Source organism: Lacinutrix sp. YIN62, assembly GCF_057219185.1.
In genome coordinates this window covers 124735-136818 of sequence record NZ_JBXVVH010000004.1, presented here as the reverse complement: position 1 = coordinate 136818, position 12084 = coordinate 124735, and the positions used below count along the sequence as shown (strand labels likewise).

The window sequence follows — 12084 nt, the reverse complement described above, 5'->3', positions numbered from 1 at the left end:
TTGATTTTAAAGAACCAAAAGTAAGTCAAAAATTTACGGTAAAAAAAAATGCAGACAAAAAACTCTTATCCGTCTTCTTTTTTCAACCGCTGTATGTCTTTTAATAATTCCGAAATAGCTTCTGGATCCGTACCATCATAAAACCCTCTTATTTGCTTTTTCTTATCGATTAGCATAAAGTTTTCAGTATGAATCATATCATACTCTCCGCCATCTCCATTCGTTTTAACCGCCAAATAACTTTTTCTAGCCAGTTCATAAATATGCTTCTTATTGCCCGTAACCAAATTCCATTTTCTATCATCGACACCTTTTCGCTTAGCATAACGCTTCAATTGCGCAACACTATCTATCTTGGGTGTAACCGAATGCGAAAGCAACATCACCTCATCATCATTCAAAATTTCCTTTTGAATATCTCGCATATGATCGGTCATTATGGGGCAGATAGTAGGGCAAGTCGTAAAAAAGAAATCCGCAACATAGATTTTATTTTTGTAATCGTCTTGCGTTATTGTTTTTCCGTTTTGATTAATTAAACTAAAATCGGCTATTTTATGATATTTTTTAACATGTTGAATAGTACTATCTACCAAGGTAACATCGATACTATTAGGCTGATAAATCGGCAAGGGCTTTTCAACCTTTAAAATAGAATAGAAAATGGAGATAATCACAGCTGAGAGTAGCGTGAATGCGATGGCAAATTTTTTGTAACCTTTAAAAAACGATAACATTCTTATTAATTTGAGTAAGATGTTACAAAAATACAATGAAATTGAAACACAGGACCTTTATTTGGCTCATAAATTGCTGTTAAAACACAAAGCAATACACGAATAGCTTTTTATACTAAGCCTAAATACGTACTTTTGGGCGTTAAAAAATCATATATATAAATGACAGTATTTTTCATAAAAGCAGCACAGCTACTCTTAAGTTTATCCATTCTAGTAGTATTACACGAATTGGGTCACTTCATTCCTGCAAAGCTATTTAAGACCAGAGTAGAAAAATTCTACTTATTTTTTGATGTTAAATTCTCTTTGTTCAAGAAGAAAATAGGAGAAACCGTTTATGGTATTGGTTGGCTTCCTTTAGGAGGTTATGTGAAAATTTCTGGAATGATAGATGAAAGTATGGATACCGAACAAATGGAAAAACCTGCTCAGCCATGGGAATTTCGTTCTAAACCTAGCTGGCAACGTCTAATTATTATGCTTGGTGGTGTTACAGTAAACTTTATATTAGCTTTTGTTATTTATATCCTAGTGATATTTGCATGGGGAACCAACTATTCTACAAAAGATGATATTAAATATGGTTTTGGTGTCTCAAAAACAATGGAAGCGCTTGGTTTTAATCAAGGCGACAAAATTATAAGTGTAGACGGCATACCATTTAAAGACGCTAATAACATTAACGCAAATTTAATGTTTAGAACCATAAATACCGTTACTGTTGCGCATCAAAATGGACAAACGCAAGAAATTTCTATTCCTGAAGACATAGGTAAACAATTATTCCAAAATGGTGACGCTCCTGCTTTTGCGGCAAGAGTTCCTTTTACATTAGATTCTATAGCTCCTAAATTTCCAGCTGCTATTGCAGGCCTAAAAGAAGGCGACAAAATAGTTGCCATAAATGATAAACCTATCGTTTATGATACGGATTACAATTACGCAATAAAGAATCGTAAAGACTCTATTGTTAAATTTACAATAAACAGAAATAATAGCATTAAAGACCTTTTTATAAAACCGAATGAAAAATCTAAAATAGGAGTCATTTTAAAACCCACAGATAAAGACTACGTAAAATCACATCATAAGTCTTATTCGTTTGGAGAAAGCATCTCTAAAGGAACCGCTATGGGATATTGGACCGTTAAAGATTATTTTGCTCAGTTCAAATATATTTTCACAAAAAAAGGCGCTTCTCAACTTGGTGGTTTTGCTGCCATTGGAAAATTATTCCCTCCACAATGGAATTGGCAAGCGTTCTGGATGCTAACTGCATTTTTATCTATAATGCTTGGTGTACTTAATTTATTACCTATACCAGCATTGGATGGCGGCCATGTTATGTTCTTGCTTTATGAAATGATTTCAGGGAGAAAGCCTGGCGATAAATTTATGGAGTACGCACAAATGGTCGGCTTTTTTCTTTTAATAGGTCTCGTATTATTTGCAAACGGAAACGATTTATACAAGGCAATTATAGATTGGTTAGCATAAAAATAAAAAAAAAATTAAATTTTATTTTGCAGAACTCAAAAAAGCTCCTATATTTGCACTCGCAATAGCGAAAAACACTCCTCCTTAGCTCAGTTGGTTAGAGCATCTGACTGTTAATCAGAGGGTCCTTGGTTCGAGCCCAAGAGGAGGAGCAAGTTTAGAAAAGCCACTAGAAATAGTGGCTTTTTTTTCAACTAATAATTCGGGATGTGGCGCAGTCCGGTTAGCGTACACGGCTGGGGGTCGTGTGGTCGCAGGTTCAAATCCTGTCATCCCGACAAACTAACTACAAAAAGGGTTTACCCCTAAAAGACTACAGGTAAAAAAACAAATATCATTAAACCAGGAAATCGTTTTAATTCAATATCATTAATATTGAATTAAAAGCTACACAAACCAGGTTTTGAATACACTATTATTTACATAAATTGTCTTATTTTCTTACAACTCTTTGAGGTCGCTTTCTAAAATAAGCAAGCACAGAAACAGTAATCACAATAAAAGTTAACACATAAATAAAAGTAGGTATAGGTAAAGGATCTCCTGCAGCATAACTATGTAAGCCCGAAAGGTAATAATTCACCCCAAAAGAAGTCATAATAATAGTTCCAAACGCTAATATACTAGCGACATTTAAAACATAAGTACTTTTCATTCCTGGAATAAGACGCAAGTGCAAAACAATAGCATAGACAATAATACTAATTAAGGCCCAAGTTTCTTTAGGATCCCAAGCCCAATACCGCCCCCAAGATTCATTAGCCCAGACACCTCCTAAAAATGTACCAACTGCCAATACAAACAAACCTATAGTCATAGATATTTCATTAATATAAGTAAGCTCTTTTATCTTAACATCTATCGTCTTGGCCGTCCTTTTAGTTTTAAATATCATCAATAATAAAGCCATATAACCCAATATAAACGAAAGTGCTAATGGTGCATAGCTACTAACAATTGTAGCCACATGCACCTTCAACCAAAACGACTTTAATACTGGCATTAAATTGGTTATTTCAGGATTTAACCAATCTAAATAACTCACAAAAAGCAAAGCTCCAGAAAAAAGAGTCGCAAGAGGGAGGGCAAAATCTGATTTTCTAAAAGTTATCAATCCACATAAAGCTAAGACCCAAGAAACAAAAACCAACATTTCATAACCATTACTCCAAGGCGCATGTTGAGCGACATACCACCGTAATATAATATTCCCTGTAAATAATATAAAAACAATAAGCGTCATGATTACTAAAGCGTCCCAAACTAGATCAATACTCTTACGCAGAGTAAAAATTTTAAAAATAGCCAACATCAATAGCAAGCTACCTGTAACAAAAAAGCCTTGAAACAACCAAAAATTTAAATTTAGCGCATTGTACAACAACTCCGCTTCTATCCGCTTTCTATTTGGAATAACAGCTGCTCCTATAACATCTTGATACGTTTTAATATAAGCCAGTTTTTCGCTAGCCGCAACCCAATTTCGCCCTTTAACATCCTCAAAATAAGCTGGAATAATCCGCTTTGCAAACAAAGCATCTTCTTCGGGAAAATCGTTAAAATGATGCGCATGACTAAACCACGTGTTATTATCATCATTTTTATTAGGAAATATTTTTAAATAATTTCCAGCAAACACATTAAATAATATATTGAATCTTTCATCAACTTTTAAAACCTCTTTATCAGACTCACTACGTTCACCAGGTTTTTTTTTACTTGCCTTCTCAACAGCCTCGCTTAAAAGATAATCCCCATTAACATTTAAAAATGCTGTAAATGGTAACAAATTATCTTCGCTTACTTTTAAATCACTAAACAATTCTCCTCCTTTTTTCACATCAACTTTAATAAGAGGAACATATTGCCAAATATTTGAAGCTGATTGCATTGCTAAAAACACCTGATTAGCATCATAACATATGCTTTTTCCGCTTTCAGTATATTTAAAATAAGGTTTACGAGAAAGCTTTCTCAAAAACTCCGAAGCTAACGTATTTATAGGCTTAATACGCCCATCTAAATCTTGCACCATTAATCTCCCGAATAATTCGGAGTGCTGCGCATTTATTTCGAGAGCTTTAATTAATTCTAAGTCAACAGAAGCCCGCTTTTCCTGCGAAACAAGAATATTAGTCCCCCCTAAAAACAAAAGCACCAGAGCGGCATTTTTTAGCTTTAACCGCTTTAGCTTTTTGTTAACCAATGAAAAACGAGAAGCTTTGCCAAAAAGCGTAAAAAACATCCCAATCATCATTAATAAATACCCTATATACGTGATGTTTGTACCCCAATAATCGTAATTAACAGCTAGAACTGTTCCTTTCTCATCCGTATCATAACTCGCCTGAAAAAAACGGTATCCACCATAATCCAAAACATTATTCATAAATATCCTATAAGGCAGCTCACTATCATTATCAATAATTTCAACCTCACTCGCATAAGCTGATGGACTCGTAGAGCCTGGATAGCGTTCCAACTGAAAATCATTTAAATAAATTGAAAAAGGCGTAATAATGGGCGCTGCGCCATAGGACAAAGACAGATTAACACCTCCAATTTCAATACTATGCGTTGTAGGTAAAAAACCCTCCCTATAAAGCAAATCCACCTGCTTAATACTTTCTCCCAACCGAACATTAACCACTAAGGCATCCTCTTTTCTCTCGTCATTATCTTTTGGTTTTACAGACGAACTTACGAGCGTTATTTTTCCTTTAGGGTAATAAGACAAAGGTACAAAAGACACATCCCCATCACGATAAAGCGTACTTAAAGAAAAGCTTTGAACTGAATCTTTTTTGATAGTTCCAGCAATTTGTGAAGCCATAGCAAACGTACTTAAATTCCTAGGAGAGACTACACTTAAATCACCATTATTCGCAGTGATGTTTATAACCCCTGGCTCATAAACATTAAATCCAATTTTATGACTATGTTTACCAACAACTTCTATTTCACCATGCTCAATAAATATGGTTTTTCTTCCGTTTCCATCAGAAATGACCATTTCAATTATTGGTGTTCCGTTGTTATCATCATTTTCAATTTTAGGAATGGCATCAGGAATAAATTCATTATAAGAAACTGTAATTGGAATATTATCTATATCAGTGTCTATTCTAAAATTATTATTACTTAGTGGTGAAAAATCTAATTGTTGTTTTACAATTTTTGATGTTTCTCCTTTTGAAATATGTATATTAAGATCGTTTTTATCTGAAATAATTATATTTGAAGATGTGCCTTCTCTAATTCTCATTACACCACCATAAGAAACATACCTTGTAATACTAGCCCCAAACAGAACAACTACGAAAGCAAGATGAAATGTAAGGACAGGCCATTTTTCTTTTCGCCAAAGCTTATATTTATAAATATTTGCGACAAAACTTAGCCCCAACCCTAACATTACAAGCTCAAACCACAAAGCATCATATATAACACGCCAAGCTGTAGCTGTTCCATAATCATTTTCAACAAAAGTTGCTATAGCCATAGCTAAAGCAAAAGTCAATAATAAAAATGTTGCTAAAATTGGCGAACCAAGAAAACGAGATAATTTATTCATTAGATTTAGATAAAGGAAATCTCAATACACTTTTTGAAAAGAGATATAGTATAAATATTTAGTTGAAAACAGTTTTTAATGAGTTACCGAAGAAACTGAATTAATTGGCGTCTTATCCTCACGCGCTTTAGCTTCCTTTAACCATCTAGGTAATACTGTTTTTTTAAATGTTTCTTTTTCAGTTTTCAGTTTTTCAATATCTAAACCAATAAATTTTTGAGCCTTTTCCTTGGTAGAAATATCAGGCATTTCAATAGGTTTATTATACCCAAGATCAGCAAGCAGTCTTGCCAATTTCACTCTAGCTTCTTGAGCTATAACTAATCCACTACCAATAACACGACTAGTTTCAACTGGAGAATGAAATGAGGCACCGTGTGCCGCTGCAGAATAATCCCAACGCCATTGACCATGACGAATATCTGTCAATATAGGTTGCATTTGTTTTTCGGTAGCCCCTAAGTCCCAACATTTTTTAGCCTCTAAATGCGCTTTAACCAACATATCCTCAAGTTTTAACCTATTTTCAGTTGCTTTTTTCTGCCTATCATACACATTAGCAATCAACTTATCAGACTCTTCTCTATGACATACTTGACACGCATTAGACGTATTATTAAGAGGTGATTGTATATGATGGTCTGTAAATTTTTGCCCACCTTCACTTTTGTAAGGCATGTGGCAGTCTGCACAAGACACACCTCTATCGGCATGCACACCTGTAGTAAATGTTTCATAACCCGGATGTTGCGCCTTTAACATTGGTGTTTTACTTAATTTATGCGTCCAATCAGAAAATTCCAAGTCATCATAATACCGTTCCATATCCTCTACAGTAGTACCATTTTTCCAAGGAAAGACTAAATAAGGAACCCCTTCTTTATCAGGAAGCTCCTTATTAAAATAATACTCTACATGGCATTGCGCACAAACCAAAGAGCGCATTTCGTTATGCGTCGCGTTATTAATATCTTTTCCCATAGCATCAAAGGCCTCAACAAGAGCTGGTCTTGTAATACGCAATTTCATGCTTTTAGGGTCATGACAATCGGCACAACCAATTGGATTCACAATTTCCATCCCCATATCTGCCCATTTACCATTATAAAATTCTGTAATTCCAATTTCACTCATTAAACGCGGTACATCTGGGCCTTTACAAGTCCAACAAGTAGCAGGCATTGGACCATCTCCTTTTCCTTTCGGACTACCAGTTCTTAACGTATTCTGTATATCTTCAATAGCATAGGCATGCCCTCTTCCTTGATTATAATCTTTTGAAAAGCCATAACCAGCGAACAATATAACGAGATTAGGATCTTCATGCAATACATCTCGCATAGCAGAACCTCCTTGCATTGACACAAATGTTGTATCTAGCGTTTGTAAGTACGATTGATATTCTTTAGGATAATTTTCTCCCCAAACTTCATTTCTTGGCTCATTTTCTACTATATCTACACTCGGCATATACCTGTATTTTGCCTCAGATTTCCTGTTTACAATGCTTGAAGCTAAAAGCCCCAATAGAAAAACGACAATAATCGTTACGATAAATAATACTTTGTTTTTCATCTGATTTGCGGTTTAGTCTTTTATCTGTTTTTCCATCCAAGACGGAATTACTAATTCTTCTTGATCGGTAGGCAATGGCGCAATGTTATACTTTACAGTAGTTAAACCATGAACTTTACCGTGTGGTACTTGTTTATGGCAACTCCAACATTGTCGGTTGGTTCTATTTTCCCTATGCCCTTCAATCCAACCATCATATTTTACTTGTGTTACTTGCTGTACATGACAGCGGATACAATTATTTTGCACAACAGCCTGAGAGGCTTCTTTCATTTTAATAACATCTGGTTCAGCCCTTGCCGTAAAAACAGAAGCGTGATACAAACCATCTTTAGCCTTAAAATAATATTTATTAAACACATTATTATGAGGAACATGACAATCATTACAATTAGCCCATTCACGATGAGAACTATGCATCCAACTATTATAAACAGAGGTCATAACATGACAGTTAACGCATGCTTGTGGATCATCTGACATGTATGAAACCACTCTAGATTCTCTAGCCATAAATAACCCCAGACCTATCAATACCGCTATTAGAAATGTAGCGGTTGTTCGCCACTTCGAATGCCTAGGTAGTATATTGATTTTCAACTTCAAAACGTACTAAAGATAGTAAATTAGTAGTTATAAATCAAGTTTCATTTTTTTTAATAGAGCACCTTCAATAGTACTATAATTTATAGTCCAAAAATAAACGATTAGTAACTCGTTTAAATCTTAATCAATTCAATAGTACTTTCATAAATAGCTTTAAATAAGTCTCTTTATTTTTTAAAATAATCAAACACAAAGCCCAACAAAAAAGGCCTCGATAAAACCGAGGCCCATACAATAATCAAAAGATCTGACTATTAATCTTTGATAAACTTTTTAGTTATCAATGTATCACTATCATTAAATTGAATGATATACAAACCAGACTTCAAACCTCCAACATTTATAACGTTTGAAGAAGCAACTCCTCTAGCAACTTGCTGTCCTACCATATTAACAATTACATATTCTAAACCCTCATTAGATTTCACATATAACAGACTCCCTTTTACTGGGTTAGGATAAATTTCTAACAGAACAGGATCGTTATGCTGTTCTGCAGTGAAACCATAAACACTATTAGACGCATTTATATTTACGGTATAATCTTCAACTTCACCATAGCTGAATGCCCCACAAGATTCAGGAATAGCATTATATCTCATCGCAACACGCATCCTTGTTGCTCCAATAACAGCATCTGCTGGCACTACAAATGTTCCATTAACGGAAGTATCTTGCGATACAGATTTTGTCCATACTTGCTCACCTGGATCTGAAAATTCTCCATTATTATTATAATCAATCCACACACTATAGGCCTCATTATAAGCTCTCCCTGTCCATGTTGGAGTTATAGTAATAGAAACAGAAGCCCCTTTTGTTACACCTGCAGAGATCGCAGAAAAGTCAGAATAACCTGTACTTGTAGTCCCCACGCCCGAAGCATTATCTATAGATTCCATCTGAACTCTAGAAATATACTCATCATTAGTATTATTCCCGTTAGCACTACAATATGTAACTGGGGTTGGTTCGACAACAACAACCGTTCTAACAACTTCTTGAGCTGCATTTCCAGCCGCATCACTAACATTATATCTTATAAGATACGTTCCTTCCGCATTATTATTTACTGTTCCCGTAGTAACGATACTCGATGTTAAATCCCCATCAACATCATCTATAGCTGAAGCACCTGGATCCGTATAAGCAGCACCAAGAGTCATACTTACAGAAGCATCTCCAACTAAGGTAATAACAGGAGCAGTAGTATCGGCCACATCTCCTATAATATTAACTGTATAATCCTCGACTTCGCCATAATTAAATGATCCACACGAAACAGGAAGCGTATTATACCTCATGGCAACCCGCATTCTAGTCACACCTGTAAGCGCATCAGCTGAAACAGTAAACGTACCCGTTGCTGGCGTATCTTGAGAAGCCACTTTTGTCCACACTTGTTCACCGGCATCGGTAAAATCACCATTATTATTATAGTCGATCCAAACACTATAAGCCTCATTATACTGAGTTCCTGTCCAAGTTGGCGTCACACTAATAGAAGCTTCATCACCTTTGATAAGATTAGCAGAAATAGATGTGAAATCTGAATAACCTGTACCAGTAGTCCCTGCTTCTGAAATATTATCTATTGTATTTAACTGCACACGACTAATATACTCATCGTTCGTATTATCGCCGTTAGAATCACAATATACTATAGGCGCAGTACCTGTTGTTGTTACATTTAAACTAGACGCAACACCTTCTCCTCCTGTAGAACATTTTGCTAAAACCGTACAGGTATATGTCGTTCCTTCTGCTAATCCAACGGCATCATAAGTTGTTCCCGAGACATTAACCACAGACGCATTGCCTATCTTCACATCATACGATACAGCACCCGATACCGCAGACCATGCTAATGAAAACGCTGTATCTTGAATATTTGAAGATGCAAAATTAGAAGGTGCTCCCAAACTACAAACCTGTACATACGCATCACCTACTCCTACCGCATGCCACGCATTAGTTACTGTAATTTCTTCAGCTCCCCCAGCTCCATACAAATCTTTAGCTGCCTGAATAGCCCCTGATCGCGCATCTGCAAATGTAGAATTAGCAGATAAATAAACATTTAAAGTTCGGTAAGCTATTTTTGCAGATTTATCCATTCCTATACTTGAAACACTATAAGCATTCCCAATATCATTAGTTCCATTTCCTCCTACAACTGCTAAATAAAACCAAAAATTCAACACCCCTGAATTAGTATGTACTCCACAATAATCATTACTTTGAGTGGGCACACCGCAATTAGGATTTCTCCAAAATGTACCACCATAAGTATCTGGTTGATTTCTAGAATTTGGATTACTCATAGACCTAAGTGCAGAAGATCCTGCTCGTCTATCAATTTCATCACCAATTAACCATACCTCAGCACTAGGTGCTGTATCGCTTCCGTTTCCTTTTGCATATTGCTCTACTGCTGCTCCCCAAATATCTGAGAACCCTTCATTTAACCCCCCAGATTCTCTTTGATATGCTAAATTTGCAGTATTAGAAGTAACTGCATGCCCTATTTCATGTGCCGCTACATCTATAGAGGTTAAAGCATCAAACCCACCATTACCTTCATTACCATTAGAAGAACCATCTCCATATGTCATTACACTCCCATTCCAAAAGGCATTATCATAACCAACACCACCTGGAATATTATCATAATGTACAAAGCTATTTATTGCTGCCCCTGAACCATTAAAACTATTCCTATTATGAACTGATAACCAATAATCGTACGTTTGCTCTGCTCCCCAATGCGCATCTAATGCCGCATCATCTTTATTTGCATTATCATACTCTGCCGCTGTCCAATTATTATCTGCATCGGTAAAATTAACCTGAGCATAACTATTTTGACGCTGGCTATTATAAGTATTAACTCCTCCACCCCTTGTATTATCTCTCAAAGCATAACTAGCACCAACAGTCCTTGTAGTAATCGTTCTAGTACCACTATAACGTGTAGCTGCATTTGCTGTTGCCCTAAACGCAACGGACTCATTTTCTGAATTTTCACAATGCGCCTCAACAGACCCTAAATTTACTGAAGAATTAGCATGCTCACCAACATGTTTTATTATGCTATTGTAAAATAACACCTTTCCTGTATGCGCATCGATATAAAGTTCGCCTCTACTAATTGGAGAAGTACTATAAATATCATATTTATAAGCTAAATTAAACACTTTTATTTCTCCTTTAGAATCCTCAGAATCAAAATCTGGCAAGATCACCAATTCTCCTTTAGGCTTAACATAACCAAGTGCCTCTGCCATTTTAGCATCTTCCCATAAGTAAGATTCTGCTCCAATATGACTTAGCGCTCTCGAAAGCCCTTGTGCCTTGCTTATTGACGGACTTACATCTACATTTCCTACTTTATAAAATTCACCACTCATCAATTTAACCACTCCATTTTTAGCATGTAATGTATACGTTCCAAACTCCACATTAACACCTTTATATTGCTGTTGATATTTTTGATGCGTAAACCCTAAATCATCTACTTCAGACTTCGTTTGCAAATAACTATCTGCTTTACCCACCTTTAATTCATTCACAAAAATTGAATTTACATCTTGCAATTTATAAGCAGAAGTCCTACTGAGCTCTATTAGCCCTGGCTGTCCATTCTTCTTATTCGTTTTTTGCGAATTACCTCTTTGTTCTTGACCATAACTTTGCGAACTCATTAAAGCCGAAAGCGTAATCAAAGCAAAAGTCTTAAGTACTTTTTTTCTCATAATACCACTTGTTTTTTAATTAATTAATTGTTTTTTAAGATTTTTATTAATGAAATCGTAATAAATGTACCAAAACAATACCGAATGATTCGTCGGTTTTTTGCTTTTTTCGATAAAATACCATTAAAAAGAAAGATTTATCGAAGAATTACGGCTTTTACCGTAATCAAAAGACTGAAATACAGTGCATTTAACTACCAATAATCGTAGAATATTACAAAAAAATAAAACTTAAAGAGTACCCTTTATAGGATAGCTAACCAACGCGCTATAGTCATATTTTAACAGAATGCAATTTTAAACACGTAAAACACTACTATTTAACATTTAATTTAAT

The 12084-nt window shown here is 35.3% G+C and carries 6 protein-coding genes and 2 tRNA genes; 3 read left to right on the top strand and 5 right to left on the bottom strand.

What is annotated here, in order from left to right; all coding sequences use genetic code 11:
• Nucleotides 1-65: 65 nt before the first annotated feature.
• Nucleotides 66-737, bottom strand: a complete 672-nt coding sequence (locus AC2D8I_RS04085) for an SCO family protein (RefSeq protein WP_484704715.1) — start codon at nucleotides 735-737, stop codon at nucleotides 66-68.
• Nucleotides 738-899: 162 nt separating this feature from the next.
• Here AC2D8I_RS04085 and rseP point away from each other — a divergent pair, with 162 nt between their 5' ends.
• From rseP to AC2D8I_RS04070, 3 genes are all read left to right on the top strand, one after another.
• Nucleotides 900-2237 carry an RIP metalloprotease RseP gene (gene rseP / locus AC2D8I_RS04080; RefSeq protein WP_484704714.1) on the top strand — a complete coding sequence of 446 codons (1338 nt, stop codon included), beginning with the start codon at nucleotides 900-902 and terminating at the stop codon, nucleotides 2235-2237.
• A gap of 78 nt (nucleotides 2238-2315) precedes the next feature.
• Nucleotides 2316-2389, top strand: a tRNA-Asn gene (locus AC2D8I_RS04075).
• A 51-nt stretch (nucleotides 2390-2440) separates the two neighbouring features.
• Nucleotides 2441-2515 (top strand) — tRNA-Pro (locus AC2D8I_RS04070).
• Between the two features lie 155 nt (nucleotides 2516-2670).
• Here the strand turns inward: AC2D8I_RS04070 and AC2D8I_RS04065 are convergent.
• The 4 genes from AC2D8I_RS04065 to AC2D8I_RS04050 all read right to left on the bottom strand — a co-directional run bounded on the left by AC2D8I_RS04065 (nucleotide 2671) and on the right by AC2D8I_RS04050 (nucleotide 11747).
• On the bottom strand, nucleotides 2671-5811 hold the full coding sequence (locus AC2D8I_RS04065; protein WP_484704713.1) for a cytochrome c biogenesis protein: 3141 nt from the start codon (nucleotides 5809-5811) through the stop codon (nucleotides 2671-2673).
• A gap of 75 nt (nucleotides 5812-5886) precedes the next feature.
• Nucleotides 5887-7386, bottom strand: a complete 1500-nt coding sequence (gene nrfA, locus AC2D8I_RS04060; RefSeq protein WP_484704712.1) for an ammonia-forming cytochrome c nitrite reductase — start codon at nucleotides 7384-7386, stop codon at nucleotides 5887-5889.
• A gap of 12 nt (nucleotides 7387-7398) precedes the next feature.
• Complete coding sequence (gene nrfH / locus AC2D8I_RS04055; RefSeq protein ID WP_484704711.1) at nucleotides 7399-7986, bottom strand: cytochrome c nitrite reductase small subunit; 588 nt, start codon at nucleotides 7984-7986, stop codon at nucleotides 7399-7401.
• Between the two features lie 260 nt (nucleotides 7987-8246).
• The gene (locus AC2D8I_RS04050) at nucleotides 8247-11747 is read right to left on the bottom strand and encodes a M4 family metallopeptidase (protein ID WP_484704710.1); all 3501 of its coding nucleotides are present in this window, start codon (nucleotides 11745-11747) and stop codon (nucleotides 8247-8249) included.
• Between the last annotated feature and the right edge of the window lie 337 nt (nucleotides 11748-12084).

Excerpts from the sequence above, each read along its gene's own strand:
- AC2D8I_RS04085 (WP_484704715.1), bottom strand. The coding sequence starts at position 737 with ATGTTATCGTTTTTTAAAGGTTACAAAAAATTTGCCATCGCATTCACG.
- rseP (WP_484704714.1), top strand. The coding sequence starts at position 900 with ATGACAGTATTTTTCATAAAAGCAGCACAGCTACTCTTAAGTTTATCC.
- AC2D8I_RS04065 (WP_484704713.1), bottom strand. The coding sequence starts at position 5,811 with ATGAATAAATTATCTCGTTTTCTTGGTTCGCCAATTTTAGCAACATTT.
- nrfA (WP_484704712.1), bottom strand. The coding sequence starts at position 7,386 with ATGAAAAACAAAGTATTATTTATCGTAACGATTATTGTCGTTTTTCTA.
- AC2D8I_RS04050 (WP_484704710.1), bottom strand. The coding sequence starts at position 11,747 with ATGAGAAAAAAAGTACTTAAGACTTTTGCTTTGATTACGCTTTCGGCT.